This window comes from Mesorhizobium sp. CC13, assembly GCF_039907765.1.
Lineage (GTDB): Bacteria > Pseudomonadota > Alphaproteobacteria > Rhizobiales > Rhizobiaceae > Aminobacter.
This window is the reverse complement of the sequence record NZ_JARDJI010000017.1, coordinates 92,163-110,727: the sequence shown is the minus strand read 5'-3', so window position 1 is coordinate 110,727 and position 18,565 is coordinate 92,163. Positions and strand designations below refer to the sequence as shown.

At 64.7% G+C, this 18,565-nt stretch carries 16 protein-coding genes; 8 read left to right on the top strand and 8 right to left on the bottom strand.

The features are described from left to right. Positions 1 to 73: 73 nt before the first annotated feature. Positions 74 to 1,057 (bottom strand): bifunctional riboflavin kinase/FAD synthetase, encoded by a 984-nt coding sequence (locus tag PV773_RS19950; protein ID WP_347968028.1) that lies wholly within the window; start codon positions 1,055 to 1,057, stop codon positions 74 to 76. Positions 1,058 to 1,066: 9 nt separating this feature from the next. Continuing rightward, positions 1,067 to 1,927 (bottom strand): TIGR01459 family HAD-type hydrolase, encoded by an 861-nt coding sequence (locus tag PV773_RS19945; RefSeq protein WP_347968027.1) that lies wholly within the window; start codon positions 1,925 to 1,927, stop codon positions 1,067 to 1,069. Positions 1,928 to 2,192: 265 nt separating this feature from the next. On the opposite strand from PV773_RS19945, the gene PV773_RS19940 reads away from it, so the two are divergent. Beyond that, entirely contained in the window at positions 2,193 to 4,169 is a 1,977-nt protein-coding gene (locus tag PV773_RS19940; protein ID WP_347968026.1) for a pilus assembly protein TadG-related protein, read from the top strand. A gap of 75 nt (positions 4,170 to 4,244) precedes the next feature. On the opposite strand, the gene PV773_RS19935 is transcribed toward PV773_RS19940, so the two are convergent. The 3 genes from PV773_RS19935 to PV773_RS19925 all read right to left on the bottom strand — a co-directional run bounded on the left by PV773_RS19935 (position 4,245) and on the right by PV773_RS19925 (position 7,503). Then, the gene (locus PV773_RS19935) at positions 4,245 to 5,783 is read right to left on the bottom strand and encodes a DHA2 family efflux MFS transporter permease subunit (RefSeq protein WP_347968025.1); all 1,539 of its coding nucleotides are present in this window, start codon (positions 5,781 to 5,783) and stop codon (positions 4,245 to 4,247) included. A 113-nt stretch (positions 5,784 to 5,896) separates the two neighbouring features. Next, the gene (locus PV773_RS19930) at positions 5,897 to 7,036 is read right to left on the bottom strand and encodes an HlyD family secretion protein (RefSeq protein ID WP_347968024.1); all 1,140 of its coding nucleotides are present in this window, start codon (positions 7,034 to 7,036) and stop codon (positions 5,897 to 5,899) included. After that, the gene (locus PV773_RS19925; RefSeq protein ID WP_347968032.1) at positions 7,033 to 7,503 is read right to left on the bottom strand and encodes a MarR family transcriptional regulator; all 471 of its coding nucleotides are present in this window, start codon (positions 7,501 to 7,503) and stop codon (positions 7,033 to 7,035) included. Before PV773_RS19925 ends, PV773_RS19930 begins: the two co-directional genes overlap by 4 nt. 166 nt (positions 7,504 to 7,669) lie before the next feature. Between PV773_RS19925 and PV773_RS19920 the strand changes: the two genes are divergently transcribed. The 3 genes from PV773_RS19920 to groL all read left to right on the top strand — a co-directional run bounded on the left by PV773_RS19920 (position 7,670) and on the right by groL (position 10,466). Then, on the top strand, positions 7,670 to 8,293 hold the full coding sequence (locus PV773_RS19920) for a DsbA family protein (RefSeq protein WP_347968023.1): 624 nt from the start codon (positions 7,670 to 7,672) through the stop codon (positions 8,291 to 8,293). 162 nt (positions 8,294 to 8,455) lie between these two features. Beyond that, positions 8,456 to 8,752: a co-chaperone GroES gene (groES, locus tag PV773_RS19915; protein ID WP_347968022.1), complete on the top strand. Its 297-nt coding sequence runs from the start codon at positions 8,456 to 8,458 to the stop codon at positions 8,750 to 8,752. 70 nt (positions 8,753 to 8,822) lie between these two features. Continuing rightward, positions 8,823 to 10,466, top strand: coding sequence for a chaperonin GroEL (gene groL / locus PV773_RS19910; RefSeq protein ID WP_347968021.1), 1,644 nt, complete (start codon positions 8,823 to 8,825; stop codon positions 10,464 to 10,466). A 176-nt stretch (positions 10,467 to 10,642) separates the two neighbouring features. Here the strand turns inward: groL and PV773_RS19905 are convergent, their stop codons facing one another. Beyond that, positions 10,643 to 11,455 carry a DeoR/GlpR family DNA-binding transcription regulator gene (locus PV773_RS19905; RefSeq protein ID WP_347968020.1) on the bottom strand — a complete coding sequence of 271 codons (813 nt, stop codon included), beginning with the start codon at positions 11,453 to 11,455 and terminating at the stop codon, positions 10,643 to 10,645. A gap of 68 nt (positions 11,456 to 11,523) precedes the next feature. Between PV773_RS19905 and PV773_RS19900 the strand changes: the two genes are divergently transcribed. The 4 genes from PV773_RS19900 to PV773_RS19885 all read left to right on the top strand — a co-directional run bounded on the left by PV773_RS19900 (position 11,524) and on the right by PV773_RS19885 (position 14,733). Then, positions 11,524 to 11,880, top strand: a complete 357-nt coding sequence (locus tag PV773_RS19900) for a DUF4406 domain-containing protein (RefSeq protein ID WP_347968031.1) — start codon at positions 11,524 to 11,526, stop codon at positions 11,878 to 11,880. A 313-nt stretch (positions 11,881 to 12,193) separates the two neighbouring features. Then, entirely contained in the window at positions 12,194 to 13,591 is a 1,398-nt protein-coding gene (fumC, locus tag PV773_RS19895) for a class II fumarate hydratase (protein WP_347968019.1), read from the top strand. Positions 13,592 to 13,780: 189 nt separating this feature from the next. Then, positions 13,781 to 14,206 (top strand): DoxX family protein, encoded by a 426-nt coding sequence (locus tag PV773_RS19890; protein ID WP_347968018.1) that lies wholly within the window; start codon positions 13,781 to 13,783, stop codon positions 14,204 to 14,206. A 131-nt stretch (positions 14,207 to 14,337) separates the two neighbouring features. Continuing rightward, entirely contained in the window at positions 14,338 to 14,733 is a 396-nt protein-coding gene (locus PV773_RS19885) for a DoxX family protein (RefSeq protein WP_347968017.1), read from the top strand. Positions 14,734 to 14,738: 5 nt separating this feature from the next. Here the strand turns inward: PV773_RS19885 and ppx are convergent, their stop codons facing one another. Both ppx and PV773_RS19875 read right to left on the bottom strand, forming a co-directional pair. Beyond that, on the bottom strand, positions 14,739 to 16,274 hold the full coding sequence (ppx, locus tag PV773_RS19880; protein WP_347968016.1) for an exopolyphosphatase: 1,536 nt from the start codon (positions 16,272 to 16,274) through the stop codon (positions 14,739 to 14,741). Next, positions 16,274 to 18,481: an RNA degradosome polyphosphate kinase gene (locus PV773_RS19875; protein ID WP_347968015.1), complete on the bottom strand. Its 2,208-nt coding sequence runs from the start codon at positions 18,479 to 18,481 to the stop codon at positions 16,274 to 16,276. The genes ppx and PV773_RS19875 overlap by 1 nt, the downstream gene beginning before the upstream one ends. Positions 18,482 to 18,565: the final 84 nt, after the last annotated feature.

The following is an 18,565-nucleotide window of genomic DNA, read 5'->3' as shown; positions in this document are numbered from 1 at the left end:
GGTGAGTGCTGAAGCGTGGTAACTCCAGTCTCCTCGGTCCGGTCCGAATGGACAACCTCCCGAAAGCTCACAGCTAGAAAGCGATCGCCCGGTCGAGTTCGGAGTGGGGGCGCACGCCCGAGAGCAGCGCCCCCGCCTCCATCTCGTCGCGCTTCATCTGGGCGACAAGGGCGTCGAGCCCTTCGAACTTCACCTCCCCGCGCAGGTAGCCGAAGAACGACACCGAGGCGACCTCGCCATAGAGATCGCCGGAGAGGTCGAACACGAATGTCTCGAGCAGCGGCGCGCCGTGGTCGTCCACGGTCGGACGCCGGCCGAAGCTGGCGACGCCGTCGTGGAGCGTTCCGTCGCCACGGCGGAAGCGCACGGCATAGATGCCTTCCTTCAAGGCGAAATCGGGCGAAAGGCGCATGTTCGCGGTGGGAAAGCCCAGCGTGCGGCCCAGCCGGGCGCCGCCGACGACCTCGGCTTCGACGGTGAAACGATAGCCGAGCAGCCCGGCCGCCTCGGCGGCATCGCCCTCCGACAAGAGTTCGCGGATGCGGCTCGACGAGATGATCTCGGCACCCTCGTCGCGAAACGGATCGACCAGGGTGACGCCGAAGCCGTGGCGTTCGCCCGATGCCATCAGGAATGCCGGGCCGCCCTGCCGGTTCTTGCCGAAATGGAAATCGAATCCGGTCACGGCATGGCTGATGCCGAGCTGATCCTGGAGGATGGCGGTGACGAACTCCTCGGCCGACAGGCCCGAGAATTCGCGCGTGAACGGCCGCTCGATGACGGCATCGAAGCCGAGAGCCTCGATGAGGCGCGCCTTAACGTGCGGCGGCGTCAACACGAACAGCGGAACATCGGGGCGGAACACCTTGCGCGGATGCGGCTCGAAGGTCAGCACCAGGGCCGGTACGCCGCGGTGCCGTGCCTCCTCCAGTGCCCGCTCCAGCACCGCCTGGTGGCCGCGATGGATGCCGTCGAAATTGCCGATGGCGACGACCCCGCCGCGCAGCCGCGCCGGAACTGCGTCCTCCCCGGAAATGCGGACAAAGCCGTGGTCCATCTTCTTGCCTTACCGAAGCCTCGGAATGGTGGCGACCGGCGCGTAGCCGTGCTTGTCGAGGAAGGCCGCCAGCCGCGCCGGATCGGGATCGTGCGGCTCGCCATAGTCGCGCGCATGGATCCCGCCCGAGACATAGAGCACGTCGATGCCGTTGTCGGCGGCGCCCTTGACGTCGGTCAGCATGCCGTCGCCGATCGCCAGCGCTTCGGACTTGGCGATTTCGCGACCGAGAACCTCGCCTGCGGCCTGCAGCGCCGCCTCGTAGATCGGCCGGTGCGGCTTGCCTGAAACCAGGGTGCGGCCGCCGAGCTGGCCGTAATCGCGGGCGAGCGCACCGGCGCACCAGATCAGCTGGTGGCCGCGCTCGACCACGATGTCGGGATTGGCGCAGATGAACGGCAGGTCGCGGGCGCGCAGGCGCCGCAGCATCTCGGAATAGTCGTCGGGAGTCTCGATGTCGTCGTCGAACAGCCCGGTGCACACCACGGACGAAGCCTCGAACTCCTCGACGAGGTCGATGTCGAGGCCGTCATAGATCGAATAGTCGCGCTCCGGACCGATGTGGAAGACGCGGCGCGGGCCCGTACGGATCAGCTCGCGCGTTACGTCGCCGGAGGTGACGACGCGGTCCCAGGTCGTGTCCGGAACGCCGAGGCTGGCGAGTTGGGCGATGACGCCGTCGCGCGGACGCGGAGCGTTGGTGATGAGCACGACCGCCACGCCCTTCTCGCGCGCCGCGCGCAGCGCCGCTACGGCTGCGGGAAAGGCGCTGACGCCGTTGTGGATGACGCCCCAGACGTCACAGAGCAAGGCCGAGTAGCGGTCCGTGAGCGCTTCCAGCGACGCGATTGATTGCGGCAAACCCGCCATGGCAAGTCCTTCGATCGATCCCGCAGGGAGAGTCTGGCCGGCTGGCCAAGCTGCCCGGAATTATCCGAACCGGCCCTGCCTGTCATCAGCTTTCGCCAAAAAGGCGGTTGCGGCCTGCCTTGGACCTGTCGCGCCGGCAACCCGTTCATCGATCCTCCTGGTTAACGCAATTTCAAGCATGTCCTGGATTTTCACCTCAACCTGCAAACCGTAATTTTAAGGTTTTTGTGAAATCATCCCTGGGTTGAGCTTGGGGACACCGGTGATGATCCGCAGATTCTGGAATGACAGACGCGGCAGCTATGCCATCCTGACGGTTGCCGCGATGGTGCCGATCATGGGCGCGCTGGCCCTGGCGATCGACTATGCGGAAATGTCGCGACAGCGCGAAGCGACCCGCAACGCGCTGGACGCCGCAGGCATCGCAACGGCGCGGCGCCTTGTCGAAGGCGCCACCGACGATCAGCTCAAGACCTACGCACTCGACTTCTTTCGGGCCAACTTGCAACAGGTCGACCCGGCCAAGGCCACGCTGATCGTGACCTTGCCGAGCAGCCCCACCGGCGGCGGAACCCTGAAGCTCGAGGCGAAGCTCAAATACGATCCCTATTTCCTGCCGGTCGTGGCGACCCTGCTCGGCAAGACCAGCGCTTCCTACCGGCTCGACTTCGACGCGATGTCCGAGATACGCCTCAAGAACACGCTGGAAGTGGCTCTCGTGCTCGATAACTCGGGTTCGATGAGCGAGTATGGCGGTGACTCCGGACAGCAGCGCATCGATCTGCTCAAGTCTGCCTCCAAGCAGCTTGTCGACACGCTTGCCGCCCAGGCGGCGCAGATGAAACAGATCGCCGAGCCTGTCAGGTTCGGCATTGTGCCCTTCGCCGCGTCGGTAAACGTAGCACCCGACACGGATGACAAGCCCTGGCTAGACACCGATGGACTGTCACCGGTCCACCATGAGAACTTCGACTGGTCGACGATGACACGCGCCAACATGACCACGGCCGACATCGCCCAGATTGGCGAACGCTTTGCTGAGTATTCCGGCGGAATTTGGCGTAAACGCGGTAAAGGTTGGGGCGCTACCGAGAACCAGCCGCTCACACGCTTCAGCCTTTATCAGGACATCGTCGCACAGTCCGACCGCGAGGCCATCCCCAATACTAAACGCCGCGTTTGCAAATCGCCGACGACAGGCACCTGCACCAAGTATACGGACGAGCCGGAATATCAGTATACGGTCGCGCAATACACCAGCTGGCAAGGTTGCGTGGAAGCACGCCCGTCGCCCTACAACAATGACGACACCCCTGCAACCACAGCCAACCCGGCCACCCTGTTCGTGCCCATGTTTGCACCGGACGAGCCAAAGCACCTCTGGCGCGACCTCAATGACGACAACGTCTTGGAGTTGAACGCTGACACCTTCGGCTACAGGAACGACTGGTGGGCGGACTGGGCCAACACCGACGCTGTGTCCCGTCAGCGCGACATGCGGAAGTACTTCCGGACCAAGCCCTACGAGGCATCATCGGCCGGTAGCGGCTATGGGCCGAATTTCTCCTGCACGACCAATTCGATCACCCCTCTTGCCGACGTAAGCAAGGCCGCTGGCAAGCAGAAGATCAAAGACGCCATCGACGCCATGCAACCCTCGGGCAACACCAACGTGCCCGAGGGGACGGCCTGGGGCTGGCGCGTCGTATCGAGCGGTGCCCCCTTCAGCGAGGGCCGTCCCGACGGGCAAAAAGGCAATGACAAGGTCGTCATTGTCCTGACCGATGGCGCCAACACCTACAGCAACACGCCGAGCAGTTCCGACGGCGCCGGCAACAAGTCCACTTATGCTGCCTTCGGCTATGCCGGCCAGAAGTACGGCACAAGTGGCGTCACGCGTATCTTCAAGGACACGTCCGTGAGCAAGACCACCTACACGTCCGGCAACTATCAGGCCGCCATGGACGAGCAGATGCAGAAGGTCTGCGCCAACGCCAAGGGACCGAATGCCCGCAAGGCAGATGGTTCCGGCACCGACAACGTCATCGTGATGACCGTGGCACTGGATCTCAGCGACAAATATTCGGACGAAAAGAAGGCGATCGAGGCCCTGACCAACTGCGCGTCCTATTCGCGCAGCACGGCCGGCAAGAAGCTGTTCTGGAACGCCACCGGCGACACCCTCATGAAGGTCTTCAAGGAGATCGCCGACGAGTTGTCCAACCTGCGCATCGTCAGCTGATCGCCGGTCCCCAAACGACGAAGGCGCCCGTCACCGCGGGCGCCTTCGCTGTTTTCAGGACCTAATCTGCAGACGTCAGTCCATATGCGCGGCCGGCGCGCCGCCCCTCGCCTGCGCCTTCGGCTTGCGCAGCAAAAGGGCCAGCGGCATGGCGCACAGCGTAACGATCATCATCAGCTTGAAATCGTCGACATAGGAAATCATCAGCGCCTGGATGTTGACCAGCCCATCGATCTGCGACAGCGCCTGGGCATTGCCGCCGGCAGCGGCCGGCGACAGCGCGGCCAAGTTGGGATTGAACGGCGTGATGTTCGCGGCCAGCTCCGAGTGGTTGATCTGGACATTGCGCGACAACAGCACCGAGACGATCGAGATACCGATCGACGAGCCGATGTTGCGCACCAGGCTGAAAAGGCTCGCTGCATCCGTTCGGTATTGCGGGGCGAGCGTGGCGAACGCGACCGTCGACAGCGGCACGAAAACGAGGCCGAGGCCGAGACCCTGCAGGATACCGGTCGAGACGATCAGGAAGCTGTCCATCTGCGGCGTGAAACCGGTCATGTAATAGAGCGAGGCCGCGGTGAAGACGAGCCCCGTCACCACGAGGATGCGGGCGTCGACGGCCCGGATCAGGCGGCCGACCAAGAGCATCGAGATCATCGTGCCGACGCCGCGCGGCGCCATGACGATGCCCGTGGTTATGGTCGGATAGCCGTAGATGCGCGACAGCATCGGCGGCAGCAGCGCGAGGCTCGCCAGCAGGATCACGCCGATCACGAAGATGAAGACCAGCCCGGTCACGAAATTGCGGTCGGTGAAGATTTTCGGCTCGATGAATGTCCTGTCCGACGTCATCATGTGGACGGCGAAGATCCAGAACCCGGTGATCGACAGGCCGAGTTCGATCCAGATCTCGGCGGCGGAGAACCAGTCGACCTCGCCGCCGCGGTCGAGCATCAGCTGCAGGGCGCCGACGCCGAGCGACAGCATCGCGAAGCCGAAGAAGTCGAAGCCGCGCAGGCGTTTGGCCACCGCCGGCAGGTAGGCTGCCAGGCCGAGAAACGCGGCGATGCCGACCGGCAGGTTGATGAAGAACACCCAGCGCCAGTTGAAGCTCTCGGTGAGCCATCCGCCCAGCGTCGGGCCGATGATCGGACCGACCATGATGCCCGCGCCCCACATCGCCATGGCCTGGCCGTGGCGTTCCCTGGGGTTGATGTTGAGCAGGAAGGTCTGGCTGAGCGGCACGATGGCCGCGCCGAACACGCCCTGCAGCACGCGGAACAGCACCATAGACTCGAGGTTCCAGGCAGCGCCGCAGAGCATGGACGTGATCGTGAAGCCGACCACCGAAGCAAGGAAGAGCTGCTTGGCCCCGAACCGGTCGGCCAACCAGCCGGTCAGCGGCGTGATGATGGCCGCGGCCACGATATAGGAGGTCAGCACCCAGTTGATGGTGTCCTGGGAGGCGCCGAGGTCGCCGACCATCGACGGCAAGGCGACGTTGGCGATGGTGGTGTCGAGCACCTGCATCACGGTCGCCAGCATGATGGCGATCGTGATCAGGCCGCGATGCGGCACCTCGGTGAAGGACTTTTCGGCTGTCTGGCTCATGGAAGCGGCCCTGTGGGCAAGATTGCGGGCCGCCAGGCGGCGACCTCACCCGTGTATTCGGCCCGCCAGCCGCACGACGCGGCAGGCGGGTTCGTTCGTTCCGGCGATCGGCGCTATTCGGCGGCCACGGCGTGCCCGAACATCGAACCGAAGCCGCGCGAAACGCCCGTGTCGATCGACACCGTCGCGCTCATGCCGGTACGCAGCGCCGGCCTTGCGGCGTCGTCGTCGAGCTTGATGCGGACGGGAATGCGCTGCGTGACCTTGACCCAGTTGCCGGTGGCGTTCTGCGCCGGCAGCAGCGAGAACTCCGCACCGGTGCCGGCGCCGATCGCTACGACCGTGCCGCGGAAGGTCCGATCGGGATAGGTGTCGAGCACGATCTCGGCCTCCTGGCCGGGCTTCATGTTGGTGAGCTGCGTTTCCTTGAAGTTCGCTTCCACCCAGGTGTCGCCGGTCTCGACCAGGCTGAACACCGGCGTGCCGGTGCCGACGAACTGGCCGACCTTGAAGGAGGCGGCCTGCGAGACCGTGCCGTCGGCCGGCGCGCGCACCGTGGTTTGCGCCAGGCTGAACGCGGCCTTGTCGCGCGCCGCCTGCGCCGACAGCACGGTCGGATGCTGTTCGGTCGGAATATCCGGGTTGCCACCCAGCGCCGCCTTGGCGCTGACGATGCCCTGGAGGGCGGCGCTGTGCTGCTCCTTGGCCTTGTCGAGGTCCATGCGCGCCTCGTCGAGCGCCGACTGGGCGTTGACCCCCTTGCGGACGAGATCGTTGCTGCGGTCGAATTGCGACTGGGCAAAGTCGAGCGCGCTGGCGGCTACGCGTTCCTGCGCGGTGGCCTGGCTGTAGGCGGCCCGCAGCTGCTCGACGTTGAGCCGTGCGGCGGCAAGGGTCGCGTCGGCCTGGGCGAACGCGATCCGGTACGGTTCCGGGTCGACCTCGAAGAGGATATCGCCGGCCTTGACTGAGGCATTGTCGGCCACGCCGACCTTGACGATGCGCCCGGCGGCTTCCGAGGCGATGCTCACCTTGGCCTGGCGCAGGTTGGCGTTCTCGGTCTCCTGGTAGCGGCCGCCGGTCACCCAGTAGTACCCACCGGCGGCGACGAGCGCCAAGGGCAGCGCCGCCATGGCGAGGAAGCGGCCGCGGTTGCGGCGCGCGGGTGCGGCTGCAGCGGGCTGCGGCTCACTCGCCGCGCTTTCGAGTTCCGTCTTCTGGCTGTTCTCGTTCACTTTTGCCACCGCGTTCATTTCTTCGTCTCTCTCGTGCTATTCGTTTCGCCGGCTGCGTGGGCGGTCAGGTTGTCGACGACCGTGCGCAGGCCGTGGACCGTTGCCAGGCGCTCCTCCTGGGAAAGGCCCGCCAGCGCGAGTTCGTACACCTCGCCGGCAACCGCCTTGACCTTGGCAAAGGCATCGCGCGCCTTGTCGGTCGGGAAGATCATGCGCACCCGCCTATCGGCAGTTGCCTGACGGCGCTCGATCCAGCCGCCCTCCTCCATTCGGTCCAGCAGACGCGACACGCTGATCGGCTCGATCTCGAGGAGTTCGGCGAGACGCGCCTGCGCTACCCCCTCCTCCTTGACCAGCCTGACAAGCAAGCGCCACTGCGCCGCCGACAGGCCATATTCGCTGCCGCGCTGCTCGAAGCAGCGCCGCATCAGGCGCGCCGCGTCGTGAATGAGGAAACCCAATCTTTCGATGCCGTCCGTTTTCATGAGCACCATATATTATAAGCATGCTTACCTTTCAAGCACCAATTGAACTCCGACACACCGATTTGTGAACCTCATGCGACAGGTTGCCCCCTGTGGACGTGATTAAGATGCCGTTAATCGTCCTCCACGATCCTTTTCGCAGACGGGCCAGCCCCAGGAGCCAGGCATGCAGGCGCCACTCATCAACAGACGGGCAATACTCGGCGCGGCGGCGATCGGCCTGGTTCTGCCCACGCGCCTGATGGCCGGGCAGTTGCCTTCCGTGGAAGAGGTCGCCTTCGATCCCGAGATACCCGTCCTCGGCAATCCCGAGGGCGACGTCACGATCGTCGAGTACACGGACTATCAGTGCCCATACTGCAAGCTCAGCTACATCGAGATGATGAAGGTGATGGCCGAAGACCCGGGCATTCGCGTCGTCATGCGCGACTGGCCGATCTTCGGACAGGTGTCGCGCAACGCGGCCCTTCTCACGCTCGCCGCAAACAGCCAGGGCCGCTACGCCGAGGCCTTCCACATCCTGATGACCAACCGCGAGCGCCTGTCGTTCAAGCGCACGGCGCAGCTGCTGCAGGAAGTCGGGGTCGACATGGAACTGGCCCGGCGGGAAATCGCGACCAGGGGGGACAGCTTCGTCGGCATCCTGTCGCGCACCGAAGCCCAGGCCAAGGCCTTTGAGTTGCCGGGAACTCCGGGCTTCCTCATCGGCACCGCCCTCTACAAGCGTGGCATGACGGCCGACGACTTCCGCAAGGCGGTCGCCGCGGCAAGAGCCGCCGCCAGGGCATAAATACCCAAAGAATCATCTCGCCGCGCGACTGCCGTTCCCTTGACTCGCAAATGGCGAAAGACTATCTCACCGCCACGCTAGCACTCACCAACAGCGAGTGCTAACGGGGTCCGGTTGCGCCGGACGGAGGCATTCTTTCACCTTTTCACCGAGGAAATTCAAATGGCAAAGTCGAAGTTCCGCCCGCTTCATGACCGCGTGGTCGTTCGCAGGGTCGAATCCGAAGAGAAGACCAAGGGTGGCATCATCATCCCCGACACCGCCAAGGAAAAGCCGCAGGAAGGCGAAGTGATCGCCGTGGGCTCGGGTGCTCGCGACGAGAACGGCAAGCTGGTCCCACTGGACGTCAAGGCCGGCGACCGCGTCCTGTTCGGCAAGTGGTCCGGCACCGAAGTGAAGCTCAATGGCGAAGACCTTCTGATCATGAAGGAATCCGACATCATGGGCATCATCGGCTGATCCAGCCGACCCGCATCCATCCAATGTGAAATTCGGGTCCTTGCCAAAGGAACCCAACCAGGAGCTAAACATGGCTGCCAAGGAAGTAAAATTCTCCCGCGACGCCCGTGAGCGCATGCTTGCCGGTGTCAACATCCTCGCCGACGCGGTGAAGGTGACCCTCGGCCCGAAGGGCCGCAACGTCGTGATCGACAAGTCGTTCGGCGCTCCGCGCATCACCAAGGACGGCGTCACCGTCGCCAAGGAGATCGAGCTGGCCGACAAGTTCGAGAACATGGGCGCCCAGATGGTCCGCGAAGTCGCTTCGAAGACCAACGACATCGCCGGTGACGGCACCACCACCGCCACCGTTCTCGCCCAGGCGATCGTCCAGGAGGGCGCCAAGGCTGTTGCCGCCGGCATGAACCCGATGGACCTGAAGCGCGGCATCGACCTGGCCGTCGCCGAAGTCGTCACCGACCTCGTCAAGAAGGCCAAGAAGATCAAGACCTCGGAAGAAGTCGCCCAGGTCGGCACCATTTCGGCCAACGGCGAGAAGTCGATCGGCGAGATGATCGCCGAGGCCATGCAGAAGGTCGGCAACGAAGGCGTCATCACCGTCGAGGAAGCCAAGACCGCCGAGACCGAACTCGAAGTCGTCGAAGGCATGCAGTTCGACCGCGGCTACCTGTCGCCCTACTTCGTCACCAACCCCGACAAGATGGTTGCTGACCTCGAGGACGCCTACATCCTGCTCCACGAGAAGAAGCTGTCGAACCTCCAGGCCATGCTGCCGGTCCTCGAGGCCGTCGTGCAGACCTCGAAGCCGCTGCTCATCATCTCGGAAGACGTCGAAGGCGAGGCCCTGGCCACGCTCGTCGTCAACAAGCTGCGTGGCGGCCTGAAGATCGCTGCCGTCAAGGCTCCGGGCTTCGGCGATCGCCGCAAGGCCATGCTGGAAGACATCGCCATCCTGACCGGTGGCCAGGTCATCTCCGAAGACCTCGGCATCAAGCTCGAGAACGTCGGCCTCAACATGCTCGGCCGCGCCAAGAAGGTGTCGATCTCCAAGGAGAACACCACCATCGTCGACGGCGCCGGCAAGAAGGCCGAGATCCAGGGCCGCGTCGCCCAGATCAAGCAGCAGATCGAAGAGACCACTTCGGACTACGACCGTGAGAAGCTCCAGGAGCGTCTCGCCAAGCTGGCCGGCGGCGTTGCCGTCATCCGCGTCGGCGGCGCGACCGAGATCGAGGTCAAGGAAAAGAAGGACCGCGTCGACGACGCCCTGAACGCAACCCGCGCTGCCGTCGAAGAGGGCATCGTCCCGGGCGGCGGCACGGCTCTGCTGCGTTCGTCTTCGGTCATCAAGGCCAAGGGCGAGAACCCCGACCAGGAAGCCGGCATCAACATCGTTCGCCGCGCCCTCCAGGCTCCGGTTCGCCAGATCGCTGCCAACGCCGGCGCTGAAGCGTCGATCGTCGCCGGCAAGATCCTCGAGAACAAGAGCGTCACGTTCGGCTACAACGCCCAGACCGGCGAGTTCGGCGACATGATCGCCATGGGCATCGTCGATCCGGTCAAGGTCGTCCGCACGGCCCTGCAGGACGCCGCTTCGGTCGCCGGCCTGCTGGTCACCACCGAGGCCATGATCGCTGAGGCTCCGAAGAAGGACTCCCCGATGCCGGCTATGCCCGGCGGCGGCATGGGCGGCATGGGTGGCATGGACTTCTAAGTCCAGCTTCCAGAAGCTTACGGAAAGGGCGCCCTCGGGCGCCCTTTTCTGTTTGGAGCCAAAGCAATTCCAGGAAAAGTGCGAGGCGGTTTTCCGTCCGGAATTGCGTAAAAACAAAGAGACAGAGCGTTTTCGCGGTTCGAAGAAAGGCGGAGGCGCTCCAGCGTGTCCGAGCCCTACGCGGCGCGCAGGACCGAAACGCCACCGTCAACGAAGGCCGCGATGCGCTCGTCGACAACGTTTCCCTCGACTATCAGCGTCGTCAGGTCGCCGAGCACGCCGACCTGGAATGGCGACACGGCGCCCAGCTTGTCGCTTGTCGCAAGCACCGCCGTTTCGGCGGAGCACGATATCAGCTGCCGCTTGATCGCTGCCTCCTCCATGTCCCCGGTGGTCAGCCCCTGGGTCGCATGCACGCCCGTGACCCCAAGGAAAAACAGATCGGCGCGAATCCGTGAAATCGCTTCGGCCGCAAGAGCTCCGACCGCCACCATCGAGTGACGGAAGAGTTTTCCGCCGATAACGACGACGTCGACGTTTGGCTTATCCTCCAGCGCAACGGCGATGGTCGGGCTATGGGTGATGGCCGTGAAGCGCACCTCGGCCGGCAAGTGCCGGATGATCTCCAGGTTCGACGTGCCACCGTCGAACACCACCGTCATGCCGTCCCCGATCATCGCGGCGCCAGCCTTGCCGAGGGCCGGCTTGGCTTGCATCGCCATGGTCCGACGCTCTGCGATCGGGACCGCCGTTGGCGACACCGGCATCGCGCCGCCATGCACGCGCAACAGCAATCCTTCCGCCGCAAGTTCCCTCAGATCGCGCCTGATCGTGTCTTCCGACAGCTGCAGTTCATGGCTGAGACGCTTGGCTATGACCTGCCCGTCTCTGTCCAGGAGGTCGAGGATCAAACGCTTGCGTTGGCTGGTGAGCACTTTCGAGAAATCCGTCAGTTCAGCGATATCACATGATATTGCATGAAATCGCATGAAGATATACTAATTTCGTGCAGATTCGTGCAAAACCAGGAGATATCATGAACGCCGTTTCCAAACCGATGCTCATCTTGATCGCCGGCCCCTATCGCTCCGGCACGGGCGACGACCCGATCAAGATGGCAGAAAATCTGAGCCGTCTCGAAAGCGTCGCCGTTCCGCTCTTTCGGGCTGGCCACATCCCGATGATCGGCGAATGGGTGGCGCTTCCACTCGGGCGTCAGGTCGGTTCGCGGGGTGCCGGCGATCCGCTCTATGACGAATTCGCCTACCCGGTCGCCGACCGGCTGCTGTGCCATTGCGATGCCGTCCTGCGCTTGCCCGGCGCATCGAAGGGCGCCGACGAGGATGTGCGCCTAGCCGTGGAGCGCGGTCTCAAGGTCTACTACGACCTTTCCGAAGTGCCGGGAGCGGCGTGAGGCCCCAGCCCCTTTTTCGGTCCGCCAAATTTCCCGAAAAATATTTGCAACGAGGCGGAACCTTTTCCGCACGTCGACGTTTCCGCCCTGTTCGAGGTACGTCCGGATGGAGAAATCCTGAAGGAAAACCGAAGGACACATAGGACGCCTCCAGCACTCTCCAAAGGTGCGGGAGGCGTTCTGTTTTGGGGCCCTCGCCATGGGTGCTGCGCCTGAACCGATTAGGTTTCCCAGCCGGCCCAATCTCCGCTTGATGCCCAGTGTGCAACGCGATAGGCCGTTGCCCGCAACGTCATTTTCCCGGAGACAGATCGTGACAGCCCAGAAGACCAGAACCGAGACCGACACCTTCGGACCGATCGAAGTGGCGGCGGACCGCTACTGGGGTGCGCAGGCGCAGCGTTCGCTGGGCAACTTCAAGATCGGCTGGGAGAAGCAGCCCCTGTCGGTCGTCCGGGCGCTGGGCATCGTCAAGCGCGCCGCAGCCGAAGCCAACATGGCGCTCGGCCGTCTCGACCCGAAGGTCGGCGACACCATCGTCGCCGCCGCCCAGGAAGTCATCGACGGCAAGCTCAACGACCACTTCCCGCTGGTCGTGTGGCAGACCGGCTCGGGCACGCAGTCGAACATGAACGCCAACGAGGTGATCTCGAACCGCGCCATCGAGATGCTGGGCGGCGAGATGGGCTCAAAGAAGCCGGTCCACCCCAATGACCACGTCAACATGAGCCAGTCGTCGAACGACACCTATCCGACGGCCATGCACATCGCCTGCGCCGAGCGCATCGTCCACGACCTGTTGCCGGCGCTGAAGCACCTGCATGCCGCACTCGACAAGAAGGCGCGCGAATTCGACCACATCATCAAGATCGGCCGCACCCACACGCAGGACGCGACGCCGCTGACGCTCGGCCAGGAGTTCGGCGGCTATGCCGCGCAGGTCGCCTCGTCGATCAGGCGCGTCGAGCTGACGCTGCCGGGCCTGTGCGAGCTCGCCCAGGGCGGCACCGCCGTCGGCACCGGCCTCAACGCGCCGATCGGCTTCGCCGAGAAGGTGGCCGAGCAGATCGCCGCCATCACCGGCCTGCCCTTCGTCACCGCGCCGAACAAGTTCGAAGCGCTCGCCGCGCACGACTCGATGGTGTTCAGCCATGGCGCCATCAACGCAGCTGCGGCCGCGCTGTTCAAGATCGCCAACGACATCCGCTTCCTCGGTTCGGGCCCGCGTTCGGGCCTCGGCGAGCTGGCGCTGCCGGAAAACGAACCCGGCTCGTCGATCATGCCGGGCAAGGTCAACCCGACCCAGTGCGAGGCGCTGACCCAGGTCTGCGTCCAGGTGTTCGGCAACAACGCGGCGCTGACCTTCGCCGGCAGCCAGGGCCACTTCGAGCTCAACGTCTACAACCCGGTCATGGCCTACAACTTCCTGCAGTCGGTGCAGCTGATGGCCGATGCGGCGGTCTCCTTCACCGACAACTGCGTCGTCGGCATCGAGGCCCGCGAGGACAACATCAAGGCCGCTCTCGACCGCTCGTTGATGCTGGTCACCGCGCTGGCGCCGACCATCGGCTACGACAACGCCGCCAAGATCGCCAAGACCGCGCACAAGAACGGCACCACGCTGCGCGAGGAAGCGCTCGCCACCGGCCTCGTCAGCGCCGAAGACTATGACCGCATCGTCCGCCCCGAGGACATGACCCGTCCGGGCTGACTATCATCGGCGCAGCGGCCAGCCCGCTGCGCCGCCCTCTCCGCTTAGCGCGCTCGCCGCGATTCGCCGGAGCCGCCTGGCGAGCAAAACGCTCCAATTGTGAACGATCTGTCGACGAATTCGGACCTTTGGTGAACAGTTCGACTTCGCTACATGTGGGCCATCGAATTTTCCACGGAGCCCACATCAATGTCGAACGCTTCCATCGCATCTGCAAAGCCCGGCCTCGCAGCCAGTTCGTCGGCACTCATCCTTGCCGGCCGCGTGCTGCTGTCGATCATCTTCATCGTCGCCGGCTTTGCCAAGCTGACCGCCATCGCAGGCACGGCCGGCTATTTCGGCAGCCTCGGTCTGCCCCTGCCGACGGTGACCACGGTGGTCGTCGGCGTCGTCGAGGTCGTGGCCGGCCTTGCGATCCTGGTCGGCTACCAGACGCGCATTGCCGCGATCGTGCTCGCCCTCTTCACGCTCGCCGCCTCCGCGGTCGCCCACACCGATCTCAATGACATGGTTCAGATGATGTTCCTGCAGAAGAACCTGGCGATTGCCGGCGGTCTCTTCGTGCTCGCCGCCGTCGGCCCCGGTACCCTGTCGGTCGACGCCCGCCGTCGCTGACATTCCCGATATCCTCCCAAGGAATGGCCCGGGCACGTCCCGGGCTTTTTCTCGCCCGGTCGCAATGTGCGGCACTGGGTGACTTTGCCGACCAGCAGGCGCATCCTCCCGGCAGAATGGGAAGTGCGCCGATGTCGAAGAACCTGCTGCTGCTCGCCGCTCGAATCCTGATCGCCGCGATGTTCGTCCCGGCAGGTGTTTCCACCCTTTCCAACATCGCCGGATCCTCAGGCTACTTCGCCGGTCTCGGCTTCCCGCTGCCGACGCTCGTCGCCTGGGGCGTCGGCCTGTTCGAGCTGGCAGGCGGCGCGCTCGTGCTCGTCGGTTACCAGACACGCGCCGCAGCTCTCTTGCTGGCTGCGTTCGCCCTCGCCGCGGGCTTCATCGGCCATTATGGCCAGGGCGGCGACGACCCGGTGCTCGCCTTCATGCATTCGCAGGCGTTGATGAAGGACATCGCCACCGCCGGCGGCCTGCTGGCGCTGTCGGTGGCCGGGGCGGGAGCCTTTTCCCTGGACCGCGGCTGAGCGGGCTACTTCACCGCAACGCTCGGGCCGTCCTCGACGGCCAGCACCAGCTTGCGCCCGGTCACTTTGGCCAGTTGCGCCAGCCGTCCGGCCGGCCGTTCGCCGTAGAGCTGGCCGAAGGCCGCGGGGATGATCAGCGCCAGAACGCCGTTGCCCTTGTCCTCCCAGCGCAGCTTGGGCATGACGCCCGGCATGGACGCGGTAAGCAGATAGACCACGCGCATCATCGCACCGAGGACGCGGGCCCGCTCGAGGTAGCGCGGCGTAGCCAGTTCCTTGAGTTCCGGGGCGAAGCTTTCGTTGAAGACGCCATCGTGGCGGAACAGGTTGGCGAGGGCGAGGAAGGCACGTCCCGGGTGGTCGACCCCGATGAACGACGCATGGGCGATGATATTGAGCGATTGCCGCCCGCGGTACTCAGGGTGCGCGCGCCAGCCGATGTCGGCGAGCAGGCAGGCGGCGTGACGGTAGCGCGCCTCCTCGTCGGTCTCGTCCAGGCCGAAGGCGACGAAGGACTTGCGCGTCCACTCGGTCAGCTCGTGCGCGTGACGCACCGAGCGTGCGCGCAGCAGCGCCAGTTCTTCGGCGGCGGAGATCAGCGGGTCGGAGCGCCGCTCCTCGTCGTTCAGCAGCGAATAGAGGAAGCCCTCGCGCACGCCGAGCGCCGAAACCACCACATTGGTCGGCTCCATGGCGGTGACGATCTCGTTGAGCACGGCCGCACCGTAAGGCAGGAGCGCGCGACGGTTCTTCGACACGCCCTCGATGCCCTTGATCTTTTCGACGTCGCCGCGCGCTACCTGGCGCAGGAACGGCACCAGGCTCGCCGGGTCCATCCGGTAGTGGTGCATCACTTCCAGCGGATAGCCGGTGGTGTTCATGTGCAGGCGGGCAAGGTTTCGCCAGGTGCCGCCGACGGCATAGAAAGTTCTGCCGCGACCAACGTTGAGCAGCTTCGCACGCGCAAGCTCGGTGCGGGCGATCCTGGCGGCCTGCGCCAGCGATCCCTTCGACATATCCTGCAGCCTGAGGCCGCCGAGCGGCAGGGTGATGCCGTCGCCGATGGCCTCGCCCCTGACGTCGACCAGTTCGAGACTGCCGCCGCCAAGGTCGCCTGCGATGCCGTCGGCCGGGTGGAAGCCGGAGATCACGCCCAAGGCAGAGAAATAGGCCTCCTCGCGGCCGGTCAGCACCCTGATCTCGGTCCCCAGCACTTCCTCGGCGCGGTGGATGAAGTCGGGCCCGTTCACCGCCTCGCGGGCGGCGGCGGTCGCCAGCACATACATCCTGTCTGCGCCGGCCTGTTCCGACAGCGCGCGAAAACGGCGGAACTCCTCCATCGAGCGCGTCACGCCCTCGGGGTCGAGCTTGCCGGTGGAGACGATGCCGCGGCCGAGGCCGGCCAGCATTTTTTCATTGAACAGCAGGGTCGGCGAGCGCGCCAACCCTTCATAGACCACGAGACGAATGGAGTTCGAGCCGATATCGATGATCGACAGCGGTCGGCGATCCTTGAGCCGGCCCTGCGAGAGTTCCGCCATCAGCCGGCCGCCGCCTCCGCCTTCTTGCGGCGCTTGAACTGCGCGATGCGCTTGGGCGCATGAGACTTCAGCGCGTCACCCCGTCCGGAAAGGCTCGGATTGGTCATGAAATATTCCTGCGCATTGAACGGCTCTTCGCCCTCGTCCAGCGTCACCCGGCGAGAGGTACCATCCGCCAATACTTCGAAACTTTGCTGGTTGTCCATGATGTTTCCCAGCATGACCTGGCCGAGCACCTGTTCATGCACCGTCGAGTGCATGGCAATCGGCACCATGCATTCGACCCGTCGGTCGAGGTTGCGCGGCATCAGATCCGCCGAACTGATGTAGACGATCGCCTCGTCCGAAGGCAGGCCGTGGCCGTTGCCGAAGCAATAGATGCGGCTGTGCTCGAGGAAGCGGCCGACGATCGATTTCACGCGGATATTTTCCGACAGGCCGGGAACCTGCGGCCTGAGGCAGCAGATGCCGCGCACGACGAGGTCGATCTCGACGCCGGCTCGGCTCGCCTCGTAGAGCGCATCGATGATGAGCGGATCGACGAGAGCGTTCATCTTCATCCAGATCTGCGCCGGCTTGCCTGCTCGGGCATGCTCGACCTCGTCGGCGATGTGCTTGAGGATGCGGCTCCTCAGCGTATAGGGCGACAGCGCGATGCACATTTCATCGGCCGGCTCGGCGTAACCGGTGATGAAGTTGAATATCTGGGCCACGTCCCGGGCGATCGCCGAGTCGGTGGTGAAGAAGGACAGGTCGGTGTAGATGCGGGCGGTGATCGGGTGGTAGTTGCCGGTGCCGAGATGCACGTAGTTGCGCAGCCGGCCGTCCTCGCGGCGCACCACCAGCGACATCTTGGCGTGGGTCTTGAGTTCCAGGAAGCCGAAGACCACCTGCACGCCGGCGCGCTCGAGGTCGCGCGCCCAGCGGATGTTGGCCTCCTCGTCGAAGCGCGCCTTGAGCTCGACCAGGGCCGTCACCGACTTGCCGGCCTCGGCCGCGTCGATCAGGGCGCGGACGATCGGGCTGTCGTTCGAGGTGCGGTAGAGCGTCTGCTTGATCGCCACCACCTCTGGGTCCATCGCCGCCTGGCGCAGGAACTGCACCACCACGTCGAAGGATTCGTAAGGGTGGTGGACGACGAAATCCTTCTCGCGGATCGCCGCGAAGCAATCGCCGCGGTGGTCGCGAATGCGCTCGGGGAAGCGCGGATTGAAGGGCGGGAACTTGAGGTCGTCGCGCGCGACCGCCACGATCTCGGATATCTGGTTGATGGCCAGCGGCCCGCTCAGCACGCTGACCCGGCTCGCCGAGACCCCAAGTTCGCCGGCGACGAACTCACGCAGTTCGGCCGGCATCTGGCTGTCGAACTCGATGCGGATGACCGAGCCGCGGCGCCGGCGCTTCAACGCGGTCTCGAACAGCCGCACGAGGTCCTCCGATTCCTCCTCGACCTCGATATCGCTATCTCGGATGATCTGGAACGTGCCGGAACCCTTGACCTCGTAGCCCGGGAACAGCTTGCCGATGAACAGGTTGACCGTCTCCTCGATCGGGATGAAGCGCACCGCGCGCTTGCGGTCCGGCAGGCGGATATAGCGCTTGAGCGCCACCGGCAGGCGCAGCAGGGCGGTCATCTCCTCGCCGTTCTTGCGGTGGCGGAGCTGCAGCGCGATCGAGAAGCCGAGATTGGGGATGAAGGGGAACGGGTGCGCCGGGTCGATCGACAGCGGCGTCAGCACCGGAAAGATCTGCTCCATGAAGTGCTCTTCGAGCCACTTCTTCTCGTCCTTGGCGAGGGCCGCCGCCGATATGCTCTCGATGCCCTCGAGCTTGAGCAGTTCCATGAGGCTCGAGAGGCTCTTCTGCTGGTCCTCCTGCAGCCGTTCGACCTCGTGCAGCAACTGGTCCAGCTGCTGCTGCGGGGTGCGGCCGTCGGGGCTGCGGATCGCGATGCCCTCACGAACCTGGCCCGCGAGACCCGCGACGCGCACCATGAAGAACTCGTCGAGATTGCCGGCCGAGATCGACAGGAAGCGGACGCGTTCGAGCAGCGGATGGTTCGGGTTCTGCGACTGCTCGAGCACGCGCCGGTTGAACTGCAGCCAGGAGAATTCGCGATTGACGAAGCGGTCAGGGTTGCCGTCGACCGGCCCGGTCGGCGACTTGTCGTTCACGAAATCGGTATGCACCGGCCTCAATTGATTCATGGACAACCCTTCCCCACTGCCGCGCTCGCCGCTTATCCGGCTCAGATTATCCTCTGACAGGCAATTGCGACAGTTTCATTTCAG

Coding starts and splice junctions, on each gene's coding strand:
- PV773_RS19875 (WP_347968015.1), bottom strand. CDS start 18,481: ATGAATCAATTGAGGCCGGTGCATACCGATTTCGTGAACGACAAGTCG.
- PV773_RS19935 (WP_347968025.1), bottom strand. CDS start 5,783: ATGAGCCAGACAGCCGAAAAGTCCTTCACCGAGGTGCCGCATCGCGGC.
- PV773_RS19930 (WP_347968024.1), bottom strand. CDS start 7,036: ATGAACGCGGTGGCAAAAGTGAACGAGAACAGCCAGAAGACGGAACTC.
- ppx (WP_347968016.1), bottom strand. CDS start 16,274: ATGGCGGAACTCTCGCAGGGCCGGCTCAAGGATCGCCGACCGCTGTCG.
- PV773_RS19940 (WP_347968026.1), top strand. CDS start 2,193: ATGATCCGCAGATTCTGGAATGACAGACGCGGCAGCTATGCCATCCTG.
- groES (WP_347968022.1), top strand. CDS start 8,456: ATGGCAAAGTCGAAGTTCCGCCCGCTTCATGACCGCGTGGTCGTTCGC.
- PV773_RS19890 (WP_347968018.1), top strand. CDS start 13,781: ATGTCGAACGCTTCCATCGCATCTGCAAAGCCCGGCCTCGCAGCCAGT.
- PV773_RS19945 (WP_347968027.1), bottom strand. CDS start 1,927: ATGGCGGGTTTGCCGCAATCAATCGCGTCGCTGGAAGCGCTCACGGAC.
- groL (WP_347968021.1), top strand. CDS start 8,823: ATGGCTGCCAAGGAAGTAAAATTCTCCCGCGACGCCCGTGAGCGCATG.
- PV773_RS19885 (WP_347968017.1), top strand. CDS start 14,338: ATGTCGAAGAACCTGCTGCTGCTCGCCGCTCGAATCCTGATCGCCGCG.
- PV773_RS19950 (WP_347968028.1), bottom strand. CDS start 1,057: ATGGACCACGGCTTTGTCCGCATTTCCGGGGAGGACGCAGTTCCGGCG.
- PV773_RS19900 (WP_347968031.1), top strand. CDS start 11,524: ATGCTCATCTTGATCGCCGGCCCCTATCGCTCCGGCACGGGCGACGAC.
- PV773_RS19905 (WP_347968020.1), bottom strand. CDS start 11,455: ATGCGATTTCATGCAATATCATGTGATATCGCTGAACTGACGGATTTC.
- PV773_RS19925 (WP_347968032.1), bottom strand. CDS start 7,503: ATGAAAACGGACGGCATCGAAAGATTGGGTTTCCTCATTCACGACGCG.
- PV773_RS19920 (WP_347968023.1), top strand. CDS start 7,670: ATGCAGGCGCCACTCATCAACAGACGGGCAATACTCGGCGCGGCGGCG.